A 19,368-nucleotide genomic window follows, 5' to 3' on the forward strand; every position below is an offset into this window, starting at 1 on the left:
TGGCGTCCTCTCTCGATGAGTATTCCGTGCTTGCACTGAAGATGCAGGATTTGACGGACATTTGTCCAATCGATTATTCGGGAAGGATCGATCATACCAGTCGATCACAGGTGGTTGTCGAGCAAGCCGTCCCGGTGTGTATCGCCGCCATGACGCGCGTTCAGAGCGCCGAGTTACAGCGCGAAACACGCACGCTCGACGTGGGAGATCGTCTCGGTCACGTTGGCCGAGTGATAGCGGACACCGGTCACTACAGCATCTCAACCCGCGCCCACGTACCGGCAGCGGATATAAAGGGGACTCGTCGACAGGCTCTTGGCCGCTCGCGGGGCGGGTTCGCACTTGGTCGTTCCAATGCGCTACCGAACCACATAAATCGGGTTGCCGATGAGAACCCGTCGTCCTTCGGGCGTGCGTACGTCGGCGCGGAGCCACTGAACCTTTTCTCTTGCGGGGATGGCGAAGGTAATCCTCGCGTATGAGCCAACGATATACTGGCGTCGCCCCTCGGGAATATGTCTGCCGTCGACGATGAGATCGACGACATCACCAGCTGCCCCGGCAACGCGGACCGTACCGCGGATCGCCTGTCCCGGACGGCGGCGTAACGTGCCGCCCATCACGGCGGAGGCGCGCGCGCCCGCGCTTGCCGTCAGATCGAGCACGCGTCCGGGATGTGCGCCTTCGAGATCGATGAACACCCGCCCCGACCGGACGCCTGCGAGGATGCCGGCCTGCGAAAGCTCCGAAGCGTAGACCACGGTAGTGGGAGTGCCGACAGGGGACTGCGCGCCGACTGGGGAGCTGCCCGCACGACCGTCGATCGCATCGTGATTGTCGCTGCCGCCGATACCGGTCAGGTGGTAGCCACGATCGAGCAGCTTTTCCCACCAGGCCGTTCCCGAGCCCGCGCCATCGTCGAATGCGCCGCCGTGATCCGCCGCGATGCCGCCATTGGCCACCTCGATCGCGCCGACCCGCGTGTAATCCGTATCCGGCGCCGACCATCCGCACCCGAGGCAGTTCTCGTTCGTCGGAATCTCCGGGTGGTTGATCGAGATGATCGCGCCGGTCCCGCGTGCGCCGTCGAACATCGCGTTGATGTTGGGCGCACCGACCGCGCCGAGCCGGTATTCGACGAAATCGGTGATGCCGAGCAGGTTGAAATGCCCGTATTGCGTCGTCATCTCACGGCCGGGAATCACGAGCAGACTATCGAAGAACGGGGCGAGATTGGCGAGCTCGGCGACCTGCGAACGGACGTTGTGATCGGTCACCGTTACGAAATCGAGCTGATGATCGCGCGCGGCCTTCAGCGTGAAATAGACCGGGCAGGGCACTGGATTACGACTCGGCTCGCTCCGGCAGAGCGCGTCGCTTTGACCGGTATGCGTGTGGAAGTCGCCGCGATACCAGCCCGGACCGGTCTTCAGCGCCGTCGTCGTGACTGCCTGCGCCGCCGCGCCACGGTCGAAATGCACGGTCACCGTGTAGGGCGACACGGCACCGGGCCGGATCGACGCGACCGCGACGCTCAGGCGCCAGCGGCCCGCCGGTAGCGGACCCGGCAGATAGGAGGTGGAGGCGAAGGTCTCGGCGATGACGATGTGCGGCTTGATCGCGCCGCCCCAGCCGCGCTCCCGCGTCGGATCGTAGACGCCGAGCACCAGATACGTGCCGTCCTTGTGATCCGCGCCCTGGACGTCGATCGTCAATCTGGTGACGCCTGCGGGCACGTCGAACGGCAGTTCGCGGTAGCTGCCGCGGTCGCTGTCCCGCATCACGCCGCTTATCACGACGTCCTGCGACGATGCGGTCGCGGTCGTCTGCGCACAGACCGGAAGCGGCGCGACGATGAACGCCGCCGCGATAAGCCCTAACCGCATCACCGGTCCGCCCGCTTCGACGGTAGCGCCTCGCAACGCGCGGCGACCGGATTGCAGCAGTGCAGGACATCGCCGGGCAGGCTCGCGCGATAGGCATAGCCATGCGGGTTGGGCACGCCCTCGTAATAGTCGCTGCTGACGAACTGCGCGCCCGAGGCGATCGCCGCGGTGAGCCGGGTCGGATCGTCGGCGCGCGCTTCCTTCGTGTCCGCATCGGCGCGGGTGCGCACCAGATAGCCAGCGCGGACGAGGCGAGCGATATGCGCGCCCTCGCCGCGCGGGTCCTGGATGTTGAACACGGCGGCTTCGGGCGATTGCTCGTCATAATAGCCGAACATCGCCCGCCCCCGCAGCGACGGGTGGCCCGCGCGGTAGAGCGCATAATGCCGCTCGTCGCCATCGAGAACGAACACGAACCGCCCTTTCGCGGCGGCCAGCGTCGGCCAGGCGTGTGCGCGCACCGCCTCCGCCAGCGTCGGACGATCGCCGCGCACGCGGTCGGGCACGATCAGCCGATCCTCGCCCATGACGGTGCGGATATCGGTATCGAGCGCATCGAGATCGCCGGCCTCGAATTTCGCATCGTGCAGCCACGACCCGGCGATCGGCGGGAAGTCGCTGGCGTTGACCAGCACCGTGACGGGCAGGTGGTCGGGGTGCCGGTCGGACCAGCGCCGCAGGATCGCCAGGCACTCGCGAAAGACGAGACAATGGCTTTCGGTATCGATCTGCGGAAAGTGCAGCACCTTCGCGCCCGGTGCCGTCATCGCCTTGCGCGTCGCAGGCGCCGCCATCTGATAGGGCGTGGCGTACAGGCCGCCTTGCGGATCGGGCGCGACGTCGATCTCGATCTGACGGATGCCGATCGCGAACTGCGCCTCCAGCGGCGGGTGGCCATAGTCGAGCTCGTCCCAATATTGCGGCGCCAGCGTGCGGATCCGCGCCTCTTCGTCGGCCGAAGGGTACCGCTTGTAGCTGTTGTGCGAGCCGAGCAGCTGCACCTGATCGAGCCGCAGCGTCGCCGGCAGTCCCTCGACCCGGTCGCCGTGTCGCGCCGCCGCCGAACCAGCCGCAGCGATCGTCAGAAACGCTGCGGCTGCCAATCGCCAGCCTCGTGCTCGACAGGCGTTCACCACTGGAACGAGGTCGTCAGCTTGAAGAAACGGCCGGTCTCGACATACGAGCCGTTACCGCCGCCATCCTGCACCCCCAGATAGCGCGTGCTCTTGCCCATCGTCTTGTAGAAGCTTTCCTTGTTGAGGATGTTCTGCACCTGTCCCGACAGCGACCATCGGCCGATGTGATAGGTCGCGTTGAAGTTCAGCTGGCGGTTGGGCTGCAGATACGTGTCGAGCTGGTCGTTGAGGCTCAGCAACTGGCGGCCGACATATTGCCAGGCGAGGCGGCCCGAAAATGCCGGACGCTCGTAGAACAGCTCGGTGTTGTAGATGACGTTGGGCGCGCGCGGCAGCACCGTCGTGCCGCGCCCGGCGACGCCGCTGTCGGCACGGCTGTCCTGCAACGTGGCGGACCCCTCGACCCCGAAGCCGCCGAAGAACCGCCCGAGTTCGAAGAACTGCTTCCGCGCATGGAATTCTACGCCGTACAGATCGGCGTCGCTGCCGTTCAGCGGCATCGTGTAGACGATCCCGCCGACGGTGTTGGTGCCGCCGCTCGAACTCGGCGTGCTGCCGGTCGCGCTGGCGGTGAACACGAAGTTCGACAGATGCTTGTAGAAGCCCGCCGTCTCGATCACCGCGCTGTGGTCGGGATACCATTCGACGCCGAGGTCGAGGTTGGTCGCGGTCGTCGGCTTCAGATCGGGGTTGGACCGGTTGACGAACGCCAGCGCGCCGGTGACGTCGTTGTAGCTGTAGGTCTCGGGACCGGCGACCAGCGCGAAGGCCGGCCGTGCGAAGCTGCGCCGTGCTGCGCCGCGGATGACCAGCCGATCGGTCGGGCGATAGGCCAGGTTCAGGCTTGGCAGGAATTCGTTGTAGCTGTTGCCGTCCGACGTGAAATGGCCGGTATCGTTCGGCGATACGCCGCCGGAATCGGTGACCACTACCCAGTGGGTCGCAGTGAAGTCGGTGTGCTCGAAGCGAAGCCCTGCGACCATCTGCACCGGCCCGAGCGCGGCGTCCGCCTGCGCATAGCCGGCGACGACCGTCTCCGTGCCGAAGATCGTGTTCCGGGCATAGTCATTGGTCGTGTAATAACCCGGGTTCGGGGTGCCATCGGGCGTGAACTGGTTGGTATAGGCGTAGGGCAGGATGCTCTTCTCGAAATACGTCCGGTCGTAGATCCGGAAGCCGGGATAGTTTCCGCCCATGAAATCGACGTTGCGGCCGGGGAGCGCGGAGCCGGTCGGGCCTTGGCCGGCATCGAAATCGGGCCGGCTGCCATCGGCGGCGGGAATGACGAAATTGTCGCCGTTGTTGCCGAGCAGTCCGCGGTCGTATTGCGAGCGGTCCGACAGGCTGAGGTCGGTACCCCAGCGGATATGCTTGATCAGCCCGTCGGGGGCGTAATCCATATCGAGCTTCAGTTCGTAGAGGTTGTCGTCGGACTCGACGTCGCGCGCCTGGAATTTCCACGCGCGGATCGAGTCGGCGCTGAAGACGGCGTTTCGCGTCGCCGGATCGGCGAATGCGAGGCCGATATTGGTCGGATTGCCGGTGTCGATCAGGACGCTGCCGCGGGGATTGCCAGCACTGTCGGTCAACAGGCTCGTGTCGCTGTACAGGCTTCCTTCGACGTAATTCGGACGCCGCTGCTGGCCATAGCCATAGGACGCGCGCAACGATGCTGAGACTTTGTCGGACATCTTGATGTCGCTGCCGGCCTGGATCGTGCCGAGCTGCGAGATCTGGTCGCGGGCCTGGAAGTAGCTGCCGGCCAGCGTGCCGAGCGGGTTATACGCACCGTTCGCCCCGTAATAGGGCGCCGTGCCGAGCAACTGGAGGATGCCGCCCGTGATGCTGTGCTGCACGTCGACCGACGAAACCTTGTAATGACCATAGGTGCCGCGGATGAACGCGGAGACCGCATCGCCCTTGAAATCGATCGAAAAATTGCCGCCGAACCGCTCGATGTTCGAATCGTAGAGATCGTATTTGATCCCCATCGCGGTCAGGTCGCCGGGGCCCGAGGTCGCCGTCGCGGGGATATAGGTGACCGCCTCGACGCTCTCCGCCGCCGATCGACGCTGTTCGTAATAGCCGGTCGCGTAGACGCCGATGGCGTGGTTCGCGCCGAACGTTTTGGCGAGTTCGATCTGACCGACCCCGCCGAATGCCTTGAAGCCGAGCTTGTCGGCACGGTCGTTGTAATTCGCGCCGCCGGTGACCTTCAGATAATGGTCGCCATATTGGAAACCGGTCGGCGTCGCGATGTCGACCGTGCCGCCGATCGAGTCGCCGTAATCGGCGGCGCCGGGGGTCTTCGACACGCTCGCCGAGCGCAGGCCGTAGGGCGCGATCATCTTGAGCGACAGCGCGCGGGTCGCCGGATCGGCTTCCGCCACGCGCATGCCGTTGATCGAATAGGCGTTGTAGCTCGAATCGATGCCGCGAATCGAGATGAACTCCGCTTCACCGGTCGCGGCCTGGCCGAGCCCCATGTCCGCATAGGCACTGACGCCCGGCAGCACCGCGAGGATGTCGACGATGTTGCCACCCGGACGCCGGGCGATCGTCTCGCCGGACATGACCGCATTGGTGCCGACCTGCTGTCGTTTCCAGGCAAGCGCGCGCTCTTCCTCGAGCGGCACAGCGCCGGTCACCACGATATCATTGCCGGGATCGGCGGCGGGGTCCGGGGCTGCATCGGGCACTGTTACGCCAGCGCGATCGGGGGCCGCAGCGCCCGTGGTCAAGGCAACCGGATGACGAAGGCCAGCGCGCGCTTGCGGGTCGGCCGCGCTAAGCACGATGGTCTTCCCGTCGTCGCGCCGCAGCTGGAGCGGACTGTTCGAGATCAACAGACGCAATGCAGCCTGTCGGGACATCGTGCCGCGGATCGCCACGGACTGGACCTGCGCGATCGCGGCGCGGGGAAAGAAGATCTGCACGTTCGCCTGCCGGCCGAATTCGGTCAGCGCGTTCGCCAGCGATTGGGGAGCGATATCGAAGCTCTGCATGTCGGGCGCGGCGATCGGCGCGGCATGGGCGGCAGGCGTCATCAAGAGCGTCGCGAGCAGCGACGTCCCGGCGAGTGTCGAGCGCATGGGGGAAACCTCGGTTGGGATGGTTGGTCGAGACCGTCTTCACCCCGAAAGACGATCAGCGCGGGACCAACCGCCAACTCCGACAAAACTTTCTCGCGATTTTCAGTCCGACGACATGCGGGATCGGCCGAAGCGTCAGCGGGTCAGCAGATACGCGGTCGGCGAGCGCGATACCCGTATGTCCAAGCCGGTCGAAACAGCATCGAGGAAAGCGGTCGGGTCGCTCGTGACGAACCGTCCGCCGACCGGGATGCTGGCGAGCTCGCGATCGACGATCACGATCTTGCGGACCAGAAATCGGTTATACTCCTCGACCGCGCTGCCAAGCGTCGCATCGCGGAAGAGGATCTCCTGGTGCTGCCACGCCGTGACCCGGTCGACCTGATCGGCATCGGCCCGACGCACGATCGCGCCGTCGGACGATACCAGCAGGCTCGTCGCGCCACTGCGCGCGTCTATCGTCGAACCGGGCATCGACCCAGCCTCTCCGGCGACGCGTGCCACGCCCTTCTGCACCAGCAGATCCAGCGCCCCGCCCCGCGCACGCACGTTGAAGCGCCCCGCCGAAAGGACGACCATGCGCCCGTCGCCGTGAAACACGGCATCCGGTCCCTTCGGAAGACTCAGCGCGACTTCACCGCGTTCGATCCAGAACGTTCTTTCGGTGCTCGACACGCGCCAGGATAACCGTGAATCCGTATTGAGCGCGACGACACCGCCTGCCGGCAGGCGGATCGTCTTGCTCTCGCCGACGGCGGTCGTTTCACTATCCCAGGCATACGCGCGCGTCGCGGTCGTACCGGCCGCGACGACGCCGACCGCCGCCACCGCGCAGGCCGCTTGCAGGAACATCCGTCGCGAACAGGGCCCTTTCGGTGCGTCGGGGGCCGGGGCGGCGGTGCGGCGCCCCGAAAGTTCGCGCACGGACCGCGGAGTCTCGCTGCCGGCCCTGTCCCACATCGCCAGCGCACGCGCGAAGGCGATCGCGTGCGCGACATCCTCGTCGCGCCACGTCTGGAACGCGACCTCGTCCAGATTGCCCAGGCGATGCTGCGCCAACCATGCGGCGGCTTCGGCCGCATCGATATCGGCATCGTTACGAAGAAGACCGCCGAACCGCGTCATGCGCGATCCTCTTTCAGCACATACATACTCCCCTAGACGAACGCCGCATCGCAATCCGCCAAGATGTCGTTCAATGCGGTTTTCGAGATCCGGCGAGCCGGCGGTGTCCGATATCCGGCTCCGGCACCTCGTACGTGTCTCGACGGCGCGGCTCAAGCGCCTGGGTGACCAGGTAAATCGCCCGTGCGAGCCGCTTCTCGAGCGTCGAGAGGCTTACGCCGAGTTCGTCGGCGATCCGTCGCGGCGACTGGCCATCGACGCGACAGCGCTCGAAGACGGTTCGACACTTGTCCGGCAGCGCCCGTATCGCGTGCGCGAGATCGTCGAGCTGCTGGCGGTCCTCGGCTATCCGGTGCTGGTCGGGGGTGTCGTCGGGAGCGTCGAAGTTCTCGAATTCGACGAAATGGCGAAAATCGATGATCTTGGCACGGCGCAGCCGGTCGATCGCCAGATTGCGCATCATCCGCAGCATGTATGTCCTGGGATTGACGATCGCCCCCCAAGCTTCCGTCGCGAGCATCCGCGCGAGCACGTCCTGTACCAGATCGCGCGCTTCGTCCGTACCACGGCACAACCGATACGCCACATCGAGCAGATCGCGTTCATGGGGGAGAACCTCCTCGACGAACCAGCGATCGATAGGGCGGACGACAGACACGCAATCTCTCACCGTGGTGGAGGGGAGCGCGTCCTCTAGGCCGCGCTCGTGTCATTCCGACGACAGCCGGATGCGCCGGTGCCCCACAGGGTCGACGTCGCTCCGCTGGCGATACCATCGACGAGAAATGCAGTCCCACGGTCAACGACATCGTTAGCCGCATGGCCGCGGCGGTGGCTTTGGCCAGTCGATCGACGGTGGCCGGCGCGGGCTTTTCTCCGCAGCGTGCACCGACATGAACCTTCGAGCGGGGCCAGCCGCGATGCCGCAAGCATCTTGACATCGCTCAGCGATCTGATCTGATAATGTAATCGGGCATAAGTCCTTGGCTGTGGGCGGGAATATTTCGCTCTGGTCGAGATCTTCGGCGGTGCGGGGAAATTCATCCGCGGGGGAGGGGGGGCATGTCCTTGACGGCAGATCAGGTCCGGCTCGTGACCGAAAGCTATGTGCTGATCGGACGGTCACCCCGCCCGTATTCCGAACTTTTCTATCATCGACTGCTGCTCGATCACCCTTTCGCTCGGGCGCTCTTTCCCGACGATCTGCGCCACCAGGCATTCGTGTTCGACAAGACGATCGCTATTCTCGTCAGGGAAGTCGGGAATATTGCCGGGTTGCGGCCTACCTTAGCGGACCTTGCCCGAAAACATGTCGGATACGGCGTCAGACCCTATCAATACGAAGCTGTCGGTGCCGTATTGATCGCGACGTTTTCGGAAATCTTGGGAAGCCGTTTCACGCCGGAGATCCGCGAAGCCTGGGAGGCGGTCTATGCGGAAACTGCAGGGGTAATGATCGCCGAAGCGTATCCCGACGGCTGATAGTGGATCGCCGCAGATTGCCGCAAACGCCCGCGGCGGACCGCGCCAAGGTGGAGCCTATGGTCAGGTCAAATAGGTGTGGACAATGTGAACCAGCTCGTCTGCCCCCGCAGCCGCTTGAGATGGTTGAGCAGTCTCTTCTTTTCTTTTGTCGCACGGGTATCGGGGACGGCGGGTCGCGATCACGGCGGTCTGGTGAAGCGCCGGGGTCGCGGGTAAGCGGAGCCATGCTCAAACACGCCGCCGTCGCGCTCATTCTCGCCGCTCCCGCCGCCGCCGCCGCCGCCGCCGCCGATCTGCCGACGATCGCGGCGGGGCGCTGGGATATCACATCGACCGTCGCCGAGCTGTCGATCCCCGGTGTTCCGGGGTTCGTCATGCGGATGATGCGCGGCAAGTCGAAGGCCGAGCGCAAGAGCATTGCGACCGCACAGGCGATCGACGCGCTGCTCGTCCCGGATCCCAAGGCGCAATGCCGGGTCGACGGTCAGCACGTCGCCGACGGCCGTTATGTCCAGGCGCTGACGTGCCCGCAAAAGCGCGGCAAGCCGGTCGAGATCGCGCGCGTGGGGACGTATGATCGCACGGGCTTCGTCGGCCAGGCGATCGTTACCGGCGTGACGCCGAAGGGACCGATGAAGATCGTGCTCAACCAGCGTGCCTCGCGCGTTGCAGACTAACGCGAAATCGCCACAAGTCCGGCTGGAATGAACGTAGCGATTTCCGTCACGGCGACCAGGAAACGCAGTCGATCACGCACGGATCACGCTCCGATGGTCACGACGCACGACCATCGGAGCGCCCCTAACCATTACTTCAGGCCACCGCCGAGCGAGCGGTAGAGTTCGACCGCGTTGCTGTCGCGGACGAGGCGCGTGGCCAGCAGGCTCTGCTGTGCGGTGTAGAGCGCGCGCTGCGAATCCAGCGTGTTGAGGAAGGGGTCGATCCCGGCGCGGAAGCGGAGCTGCGAGAGGTTGTACGCGCCGGCCGCGTTGTCGCGCAGCGACGTCTGCGCCTCGAGCTGGCTGTTGATCGTACCGCGACGTGCCAGCGCATCGGCGACCTCGCGGAAGCCGGTCTGGATGCTCTTCTCGTACGTGGCCAGCATCGCGTCGCGCGTTGCCTTGGCATATTGCAGGTTGCCCTTGTTGCGGCCGAAATCGAAGATCGGCTGCGTGATCGTCGGCGCGACCGACCATTGCTGGCTGCCGCTGCCGAACAGGTTCGACAGGCCGAGGCTGAGCGTACCGAACGCCGCGGTCAGCGAGATGTTCGGGAAGAATGCCGCGCGCGCCGCGCCGATGTTCGCATTCGCGGCGATCAGGTTGTGCTCGGCCGCTGCGACGTCCGGACGGCGCAACAGCACCTCCGACGACAGGTTGGCGGGTAGATTCTCCAGCGTCGGCGTCTTGTCCGGCATCCGCGCGGGGAGCAGCTCCGGTGTCACGGTCGTGCCGGCGAGCAGGTTGAGCGCGTTCTGGTCCTGCGCGATCAGCGTGGTCGCGTCGGCAATGTCCGAGCGCGCCTGGTCATAGGTCGTGCGCGCCTGACGCACTTCGAGTTCGGACGCGATGCCGATCCGGAACCGGTCCTGCGTGAGCTTCAGCGTCTGGCCGAACGCGCGCTCGGTATCCTGCGCGATCTTGAGGCGGTCCTGGTCCGCGGCCATCGTCAGCCACGCGGTCGCGGTCTCCGAGATCAGCGACACCTGGGCGGCGTTGCGGTTTTCCTCCGCCGCGAAATACGCTTCCTGCTGTGCCTGGGTGAGGTTGCGGATGCGGCCGAAGAGATCGATCTCCCAGGCCGAAACGCCGACATTGGCCGAGTAGATGTCGATACGACCGCTGCCGGCCACCGCGCCTGCACCGGTTCCGCCGCCGACACCGCCGCCAACGCCGCCACCCGTGCCGCCGCCACCTGTGCCACCGCCGCCCGTGCCGCCGCCGACTCCACCGCCGCCGACCGCGTTGAACGGCGACTTCTGGTAGGTCGCGCTGCCGGTCGCGCCGAGCGTCGGGAACAGGTCCGCACGCTGGACGCGGTATTGCGCGCGCGCCTGTGCGATGTTGGCGACCGCGATGCGGACGTCGCGGTTATTGTCGAGCGCGAGGCGGATCACGCCGCGCAGGCGATCGTCCGTGAAGAACGCCTCCCACGCGGTGTCCGCGGGCACGATCGCGTTCGCGGCGTTGCCGGCCGCATAGGCGGGTCCGGTCGGTCCGCTCGGCGCCACGGGAAGCTCCGGGCGGACGTATTTAGGGGCGAGGTTGCACCCGGCGAGCGTGAGCCCGGCGGCGAACAGAAGGGCGGTTTTGCGAGAGAACATCTGGATCAGGCCTCCTGCGGCCGCTGGTCGTGGGGCGGATGGCCGCCGTCACGGTTGTCGTCAGGGTTGCCGTCGTGGTCGGGCACCTGGTCGCGGTCCTGCCCCGAGCCGGCCTTGTCCTGCTTGAAGACGCGCTTCACGAGCAGGAAGAACAGCGGCACGAAGAAGATCGCAAGGACGGTCGCGGACAGCATGCCGCCGACCACAGCCCAGCCGATCGCGTTCTGGCCGCCGGCGCCGGCACCGCTCGACAGTGCGAGCGGCAACACGCCGAAGATGAACGCGAACGACGTCATCAGGATCGGGCGAAGGCGAAGCTTTGCCGCCTCGACCGCGGCGTCGGCCGCGTTCATCCCGTCGCCCATCTTCTCCTCGGCGAATTCCACGATCAGGATCGCGTTCTTCGCCGCCACGCCGATCGTCGTGATCAGCCCGACCTGGAGGTAGATGTCGTTGTTGAGCCCGAAGATCATCGCCGCACCGACCGCGCCGAGGACGCCCAATGGCACCACCAGCAGGACGGCGATCGGGATCGACCAGCTCTCGTACAGTGCGGCCAGGCAGAGGAACACGATCAGCAGCGACAGTGCGTAGACCGTGGTCGACTGGCCACCCGACAGGTTTTCCTCGTAGCTGAGCCCGGTCCACTCATAGCCGATGCCGGGGGGCAGCTTGGCCGCCATCTCCTCCATCGCCTTGATCGCGGTGCCGCTGCTGACGCCGGGCGCCGGCGAACCCATGATCTCGAACGACGCCACGCCGTTATACCGTTCGAGGCGTGACGGACCGTAGTTCCAGCTCGTCGTCGAGAAGGACGAGAACGGTGCCATCGCGTTGCTGGTCGTGCCGCGGACGTAGAAGTTGCCGAGATCGGCGGGCGTCGTGCGGAACGGTGCGTCGGCCTGCACGAACACCTTCTTCACGCGCCCGCGGTCGATGAAGTCGTTGATGTACGCGCCACCGAATGCGGTGCTGACGGTCGTGTTGATGTCCGCCTGGCTGAGCCCGAGCGCGCCGGCGGTTGCCTGGTCGACGTTCAGTTTCAGCTGTGGTGCATCCTCCAGGCCGTTCGGGCGGACCTGCATCAGACGCTTGTCCTGACTGGCCATGCCGAGCAGCATGTTGCGCGCCTCGAGCAGTTTCTCGTGACCGACGCCGGCATTGTCCTTCAGCATGAAGTCGAAGCCATTGGCGTTGCCGAGTTCCTGCACGGCGGGCGGCACGAAGCCGATCACCATGCCGGCACGGACGCCTGCGAGTGCCTGGTTGGCACGCTGCGCAACAGCCGCGACGCCGTTCTCCTTGCCGCTACGATCTTCCCAGGGCTTCAGCTGGATGAAGGCGATGCCGACATTCTGGCCCTGGCCGACGAAGCCGAAGCCGCTGATCGTGAAGATGCCCGCGGTGTTGGCCTTCTCGTCGATCAGGAAGTGATCGCGGACCTTGTCCATCGTCCGGGCGGTCTCCTCCATCGGCGTACCTGACGGCATCGAGACCTGCGCGAACATCACGCCCTGATCTTCCTCGGGAAGGAAGCCCGACGGCAGGCGCAGGAAGATGAAGGCCATCCCGGCGACGATCACGGCATAGACCAGCATCGTGCGGACCCAGCCCTTCTCGACGCGGCGCAGGCCGTTGCCGTATTTGCCGACGCCCTTGTCGAAGGTCCGGTTGAACCAGCCGAAGAAGCCCTTCTTCTCGCTATGACCTTCCTTCGCAGGCTTCAGGATCGTCGCGCAGAGCGCGGGCGTCAGGATCAACGCGACCAGCACCGACAGCGCCATCGACGACACGATGGTGATCGAAAACTGCCGGAAGATCACGCCGGTCGAGCCGCTGAAGAACGCCATCGGCAGGAACACCGCCGACAGCACCAGGCCGATGCCGACCAGCGCGCCGCTGATCTCGTCCATCGACTTCTTGGCGGCTTCCTTCGGGGAGAGCCCTTCCTCCTGGATCAGTCGCTCGACGTTCTCGACGACGACGATCGCGTCATCGACGAGCAGGCCGATCGCCAGCACCATGCCGAACAAGGTCAGCGTGTTGATCGTGAACCCCGCGACCTGGAGCACGGCAAGCGAGCCGAGCAACACGACCGGGACCGCGATCGTCGGGATCAGCGTGGCGCGGAAATTCTGGAGGAACAGGAACATCACGAGGAAGACGAGGACGATCGCCTCGATCAGCGTGTGGATGACCTGCTCGACCGACAGCCGCACGAACGTCGAATTGTCGATCGGGAACGCGACCTTGACGTCGGGCGGGAACTGCTTGGCGATCCGATTAACCTCGGCCTTCACCAGCTTGACGGTATCGAGCGCGTTCGCACCCGGTGCCAGCTTCACGCCGAAACCTGCCGCCTGCTTGCCGTTATAGCGTGCCTGGAAGCTGTAATTCTCTGAACCCATTTCGACGCGGGCGACGTCCGACAGGCGCACGGTCGCGCCGCTGGTCGCCGAGCGGACGATGATCGCGCGGAACTGTTCCGGCGTCTGCAGGCGCGACTGTGCGGTCACGGTGGCGTTGAGCGACTGGCCCTTCACCGCGGGCAGACTGCCCACCTGACCGGCCGAGACCTGTGCGTTCTGCGCGGTCAGCGCCGAGGTGATGTCGGTGACGGTGACGCCGAGGTTCGACATCTTGAAGGGGTCGACCCAGATCCGCATCGAATATTGCGCGCCGAACACCTGCGTGTCGCCGACGCCCTTGATGCGGCTGAGCGGATCCTGGAGCTTCGAGGCGATCATGTCGCCGAGATCGACCTGGTCGTGGTCGCCGTTTTCCGAATAGGCGGCAATGATGAGCAGGAAGTTGGCGGTCGCCTTGGTCACGCGGAGACCGGCCTGCTGCACTTCCTGCGGCAACAACGGCGTCGCCTGTTGCAGCTTGTTCTGCACCTGAACCTGCGCGATGTCGGGGTCGGTCCCCTGCTCGAAGGTGAGCGTGATCGCGAGGTTGCCCGAGCCGTCCGACGTCGAGGCGAAGTAGCGAAGGTTGTCGATGCCCTTCATCTGCTGCTCGATGATCTGCGTCGTCGTGTTCTCGAGCGTCTGTGCGTCGGCGCCCGGATAGGACGTCGCAACCGTCACCTTGGGGGCGGCGATCTCAGGGAACTGCGCGATCGGCAGCGACCGGATCGCGAGGATGCCGGCCAGCATCAGGATGATGGCGATGACCCATGCGAAGATGGGTCGATCGATGAAATAGCGTGACATGGGCGGTTACTTCCCGGCCTGCGCGGAACTGTTGCTGGTCGCACCGGACGCGTCGCCGCCTCCGGGGGCGGTACCGGGTGCGCCGGCGGGCTTGGCGACCTGCTGCGGGGCGGCAGGCTTGACGGTCGCGCCGGGACGCAGGTTGAGCAGGCCCTCGACGATCAGCTTGTCGCCGGGCTTCAGGCCGCTGGTGACGATCCACTTGTCGCCGATCACGCGATCGGTGGTGACGGTGCGCTGCTCGACCTTGTTCTGCGCATTGACAACCAGAGCGGTCGCACCGCCGCGCGGATCGCGCGTGATGCCCGCGGTCGGCGCCATGATCGCCTGTGCGCGCGTGCCCTCGACCAGCTTGGCGCGGACGTACATGCCGGGCAGCAACAGGCCGTTGGGGTTCGGGAAGCTCGCGCGCAGCGTCACCGCGCCGGTGGTCTGGTCGACCGTGACTTCGGAGAATTGCAGGCGACCCTCGATCGGATAGGTGCTGCCGTTCGGAAGGATCAGCTGGACGCGCGCGCTGCCGTCGCCGCGCGTCACGCCGCCGCTCGCCATCGCCTGCTTCAGATCGAGCAGCTGCGCCGCCGACTGGACGACGTCGACATACACCGTGTTGGTCCGCTGGATCGTCGCGAGCGGATCGGTCTGGCCCATCTGGACCAGCGCGCCGACGGTCACGAGCGAGCGACCGATGCGGCCCGAGATCGGCGCCTTGATCCGCGTGAAGCCAAGGTTAACGCGGGCCGACTGGACAGCCGCCTGCTGCGCTGCAACATTCGCGCGAGCCTGTTGCGCGGACGCGGTGGCGTTGTCCGCCTCCTGCTTGCTGACCGCGTTCAGCTGGACGAGCTGGCCGTAGCGCTGCGCCTGGAGGCGGGTCGCGTTGATCTGCGACTGAGCCGCGCCGAGCTGACCCTGCGCGCTGGCGAGTGCCGCGCGATAGGGGGCGTCCTCGATCGCGTAGAGCACCTGGCCCTTGCTGACCATCGCGCCCTCGGTGAACAGGCGATCGCGAACCACGCCGCTGACCTGTGGACGGACCTCGGAGGTTTCTACCGCGGCGATACGACCCGGAAGCTCGGAGGTGAGGACGACCGACTCCTCGCCAACGGTGACGACGCCTACGGTCGGTGTCGGCGGAGGCGGCGGAGCCTGCTCCTTGCCGCAAGCCGACAGCAGGACAAGTGCGGCCAGCGCCACAGATCCCTTGAGGTTCAATCGCTGCATGTTGAGCATCCCGACGTCCGTGCAGATAGGTTGACCGGAATGAACGTTCATTCCGCTTGCTTGCCCGCTAGGATTGTGCGAGCGGCCGGTCAACCAAAAAACGCATCGGGAATATGATTTTGAGTGCAGTGCAGCATGAGCTGGGAAGCCGGGAGCGTATCGTCGCTGCGGCCCGTCATCTGTTTGCGACGCAGGGGTTTCACCAGACGCCGATGTCCGAACTCGCGGTCGCGGCGGGCGTGTCGGTCGGCCAGATCTATCGTCTGTTCACCGGCAAGAACGCGGTGATCCAGGCGATCGTAATGGAAGACGCCACGGCCAAGATGGCCGAGTTGCAGACGATGAACGACTCGGTGAAGTTCGAGGGATTGTCGATCGAGGAGGGGTTCGTCCAACTGGCTCGCCGCGCGTTGTCGAAGGGTGACGAAGCGCTGTCGTTCGAGATCATGGCCGAGGCGCACCGCAACACTGACGTCGCCGACACGATCGCCGATCTGTGCCGCGGGTTTCGCCAGATGATCCGCGAACTGGCCTGCGTCGCCAATCCGGATCTCCAGGAAAACGAGCTGGAGGGCGCGGAGGAACTTATCCTCGCCTTCATGTTCGGGCTTGGCCACCGCACCTTGTCGCGTCCTCGGCTGTCGGAAGATCAGACCGCGCGATTGACAGGCCGGATGATCCTGGCCGCGGTCCGCGCGCTTTAGAGCAATGTAGCGCGTCGCACTGCCCGAGCAGCGATGCGCACAACGTGTGTAGAAGGCATTCACTCACGCGATCGATCGCTACGGTCATGTTTCACCATGGTGCCAAGCGTGCCGGGTTTCCGTCGCGTTCGTGGTATCAGGTCATTTGTTACAAAGTGGATATCGTATATTATATTTGACTTAATCTGGTAGACATGATGGATTGCGCGCAACATCCAAACAGGGGCGCGGGCACTCATGACATTTTTGGTCGGTAAATTGCGAAATCGGTCGAGCATCGGGGCGATGGTTGCGATGCTCCTGTCATCAGGAGCGTATGCGCAGGTTTCGCCTGCACCACAGTCCAGCCCCGATGCGAGCGCCGACGAAGCCATCACGGTCACGGGAACGCGCATCCGCCGCCCCGATCTGGCAAGCAACAGCCCGATCACCTCCGTCACCGACCAGGAAATCAAGTATCAAGGCGCGGTCAACGTCGAGAGCGTGCTGAACCGCCTGCCGCAATTCACCGCCGACGCGAACGAGAACGTCTCGAACGGATCGGATGGCACCGCCAACATCAACCTGCGCAACCTCGGGTCGAACCGGACGCTGATCCTGCTCAACGGCCAGCGCTTGCTGCCGCAGCAGGCGATCGATCTGAACTTCGTGCCCTCGGCGCTGATCGACCGGGTCGACGTGGTGACCGGCGGCGCGTCCGCGGTCTACGGGTCCGACGCGGTCGCGGGCGTCGTCAATTTCGTGCTGAAGGATCATCTTGACGGGTTGCGGATCGACGTGCAGTCAGGGCTCGGTCTGCATACCAACGACAATGGCGCGGTACGGAGTATCCTGACCACGCGCGGCTATGCGAACGCGCCGGGCCGGGTCGCCGATGGCGGCAAGCAGGATCTGAACGCGGCGTACGGCAAGAACTTTGCAAACGGCCGCGGCAACATCACCGTCTATGGCGGCTATCGCCACACCGATCCGGTGTTGCAGGCCAACCGCGATGTCTCAGCCTGCGCGCTCAATCCATCGGACTCGGCGGGCAATGGTCTGATCTGCGGCGGATCGAGCAATACGCCGATCGGAACGTTCGTGCCGCTCGGTGGGCCCAATTCGGGCACCACGCTGACCAACAACGCCAACGGCACGCAGACCTGGGTGCCGTACACCTCGGCCTATGCGTATAACTATGCGCCGACCAACTACTTCCAGCGGTCGGACGAGCGTTATACCGGCGGCGCCTTCGCCAAGTTCGAGATCGCGCCGATCGCCGAGATCTATGGCAGCTTCATGTACATGAAGGACCATACGTTCTCGCAGGTCGCGCCATCCGCGCTGTTCCTCGGCACGACCTTCACCGTGCCGTGCAACAATCCGCTCATGAGCGCCGCGCAGCAGCAGTCGTTGTGCGGGGCGACCGCGGGGACGGCCGCGACGCAGGATACGCTGATCGGGTATCGTCTGGGTTCGGGGCAGTCGCGTCGCGACGATCTGCGGCATCAGGATTATCGCTATTCGGCCGGTGTCCGCGGCGATCTCGGCCACGGCTTTCATTACGACCTGAATTACCTTCACTCGCTGGTACGCTACAACGAGACGTATCTGAACAACGTCGACAATGTGAAGGCGCAGCGCGCGCTCGATGTCGTCAACGTCGCCGGCGTGCCGACCTGTCGCTCGGTCGTCGACGGCAGCGATCCGGCATGCGTGCCGGTCAACGTCTTCCAGGCCAATGCGATCACCGACACGCAGGGCGCGTATCTGTTCTCGGAGAGCAACACCGCGTCGCGCAACGTCCTGGACGTGTTTTCCGCAAACCTTACCGGCGATCTCGGTACGTTCGGCATTTCCAGCCCGTGGGCGACGCGCGGTGTCAACATCGCTGTCGGCGCCGAACGCCGCCGCGAAACCCTGAACTTCACCGCCGACGCCATCGCCCAGCAGGGCGGCACGACCAATTCGGATGGCCGCATCACCGTCAACGAAGGCTATGGCGAGATCGAGGTCCCGATCCTCCAGGACCTTCCGTTCGCGCACGAACTGACCATCAATGGCGGCCTGCGCTATTCCGCCTATCGCAATGACCAGCAGTCGACCGGACTGAAGTCGAAATACAACGTCTGGACCTACAAGGGCGAGGCGACCTGGGCGCCGTCGAAGGATGCGCGGTTCCGCTTCAGCTATAACCGGGCGATCCGCGCGCCGAACATCTCCGAGCTTTTCGGGTCGCGGTCGATCGGCAACGTGTCCGCGCAGGATCCGTGTTCGGGAACCGCGCCGACCGCGTCCGTCGATATCTGCCGCCTGACCGGCGTGACGCAGGCGCAATACGGCAATATCGTCGAATGCCCCTCCGACACGTGCTCGGCGCAATATGGCGGCAATTCGGCGTTGAAGCCGGAGAAGGCCGACACCTACACCGCAGGCCTCGTGCTGACGCCGCGGATGGTGCGCAACCTGACGCTGACAGTCGATTACTACCGGATCAAGGTGAAGGATTATATCAGCTCGGTCGATCCGTCGCTGGCGATCAGCCAGTGCGTCGCGGCGAGCGATCCCTTCTATTGCGGGCTGTTCACGCGCGATCCGCGCTCGGGCGCGCTGTTCGGCAGCAACGGCTATATCGTCTCGACGACGTACAACACCGGGTCGCTCAAGACCTCGGGGATCGATCTCACCGCCGACTACACGCTGGGGATCGGCGCACTCGGCAAGCTCAACCTCAACATGGTCGGCACGCGGCTGATCTCGCAGGAGTCCGAGCCGCTGAAGGGGCTTGGCAGCTATGATTGCAAGGGTCTGTACGGCTACACCTGCGGTCAGCCCAATCCGAAGTGGCGGCACGTAATGCGCACGACATGGTCGATGCCGCAGGGCGCGAGCGTGTCGGTCTCGTGGCGGCATATCGATCAGGTCAAATTGTCGTCGCTGTCGGACAACACCTTCCTCGCCGGGACGCCGAGCGTCATCAACCGCAAGATCTCCGCGTACAACTACATCGATCTCGCGGGGACGGTCGCGGTCGGCGAGGGGCTCCAGCTTCGTGCCGGCGTCAACAACCTGTTCGACAAGGACCCGCCGGTGATCGCCTCGGGCATCCTGTCGTCGTTCGGCAACGGCAACACCTATCCCGGCGTGTACGATGTGCTCGGGCGGACGCTGTTCGTCGGCGCGACGGTGAACTTCTGAC

Annotated in this window: 12 protein-coding genes; 4 read left to right on the forward strand and 8 right to left on the reverse strand. The window is 65.1% G+C overall.

The window, feature by feature from the left end:
- Positions 1-359 precede the first annotated feature (359 nt).
- The 5 genes from C8J47_RS01115 to C8J47_RS01135 all read right to left on the reverse strand — a co-directional run bounded on the left by C8J47_RS01115 (position 360) and on the right by C8J47_RS01135 (position 7,897).
- On the reverse strand, positions 360-1,886 hold the full coding sequence (locus C8J47_RS01115; RefSeq protein ID WP_147454259.1) for a CehA/McbA family metallohydrolase: 1,527 nt from the start codon (positions 1,884-1,886) through the stop codon (positions 360-362).
- Positions 1,886-2,989 (reverse strand): phosphatidylinositol-specific phospholipase C1-like protein, encoded by a 1,104-nt coding sequence (locus tag C8J47_RS01120; RefSeq protein ID WP_259467289.1) that lies wholly within the window; start codon positions 2,987-2,989, stop codon positions 1,886-1,888. The genes C8J47_RS01115 and C8J47_RS01120 overlap by 1 nt, the downstream gene beginning before the upstream one ends.
- Positions 2,990-3,015: 26 nt before the next feature.
- Positions 3,016-6,114 (reverse strand): TonB-dependent receptor, encoded by a 3,099-nt coding sequence (locus C8J47_RS01125; protein WP_121884112.1) that lies wholly within the window; start codon positions 6,112-6,114, stop codon positions 3,016-3,018.
- Between the two features lie 135 nt (positions 6,115-6,249).
- Positions 6,250-7,239 (reverse strand): FecR family protein, encoded by a 990-nt coding sequence (locus C8J47_RS01130; RefSeq protein ID WP_121884113.1) that lies wholly within the window; start codon positions 7,237-7,239, stop codon positions 6,250-6,252.
- A gap of 70 nt (positions 7,240-7,309) precedes the next feature.
- A complete protein-coding gene (locus C8J47_RS01135; RefSeq protein WP_183128983.1) occupies positions 7,310-7,897 on the reverse strand; it encodes an RNA polymerase sigma factor in 588 nt (195 codons plus the stop codon).
- A 404-nt stretch (positions 7,898-8,301) separates the two neighbouring features.
- Between C8J47_RS01135 and C8J47_RS01140 the strand changes: the two genes are divergently transcribed.
- Both C8J47_RS01140 and C8J47_RS01145 read left to right on the forward strand, forming a co-directional pair.
- Positions 8,302-8,721, forward strand: coding sequence for a globin domain-containing protein (locus C8J47_RS01140; RefSeq protein WP_121884115.1), 420 nt, complete (start codon positions 8,302-8,304; stop codon positions 8,719-8,721).
- Between the two features lie 227 nt (positions 8,722-8,948).
- Entirely contained in the window at positions 8,949-9,401 is a 453-nt protein-coding gene (locus tag C8J47_RS01145; RefSeq protein WP_121884116.1) for a DUF3617 family protein, read from the forward strand.
- 131 nt (positions 9,402-9,532) lie between these two features.
- Here C8J47_RS01145 and C8J47_RS01150 read toward each other — a convergent pair whose 3' ends face one another.
- The 3 genes from C8J47_RS01150 to C8J47_RS01160 are packed head-to-tail and all read right to left on the reverse strand — an operon-like array spanning position 9,533 to position 15,486.
- Positions 9,533-11,047 carry an efflux transporter outer membrane subunit gene (locus tag C8J47_RS01150; protein WP_121884117.1) on the reverse strand — a complete coding sequence of 505 codons (1,515 nt, stop codon included), beginning with the start codon at positions 11,045-11,047 and terminating at the stop codon, positions 9,533-9,535.
- Between the two features lie 5 nt (positions 11,048-11,052).
- Complete coding sequence (locus tag C8J47_RS01155) at positions 11,053-14,262, reverse strand: efflux RND transporter permease subunit (protein WP_121884118.1); 3,210 nt, start codon at positions 14,260-14,262, stop codon at positions 11,053-11,055.
- Positions 14,263-14,268: 6 nt separating this feature from the next.
- Positions 14,269-15,486 carry an efflux RND transporter periplasmic adaptor subunit gene (locus C8J47_RS01160; RefSeq protein WP_121884680.1) on the reverse strand — a complete coding sequence of 406 codons (1,218 nt, stop codon included), beginning with the start codon at positions 15,484-15,486 and terminating at the stop codon, positions 14,269-14,271.
- A gap of 128 nt (positions 15,487-15,614) precedes the next feature.
- Between C8J47_RS01160 and C8J47_RS01165 the strand changes: the two genes are divergently transcribed.
- Positions 15,615-16,190, forward strand: a complete 576-nt coding sequence (locus C8J47_RS01165) for a helix-turn-helix domain-containing protein (protein WP_310886112.1) — start codon at positions 15,615-15,617, stop codon at positions 16,188-16,190.
- A 285-nt stretch (positions 16,191-16,475) separates the two neighbouring features.
- The gene (locus tag C8J47_RS01170; protein ID WP_121884119.1) at positions 16,476-19,367 is read left to right on the forward strand and encodes a TonB-dependent receptor; all 2,892 of its coding nucleotides are present in this window, start codon (positions 16,476-16,478) and stop codon (positions 19,365-19,367) included.
- Position 19,368: the final 1 nt, after the last annotated feature.

Source organism: Sphingomonas sp. PP-F2F-G114-C0414, from assembly GCF_003688595.1.
Lineage (GTDB): Bacteria > Pseudomonadota > Alphaproteobacteria > Sphingomonadales > Sphingomonadaceae > Sphingomonas.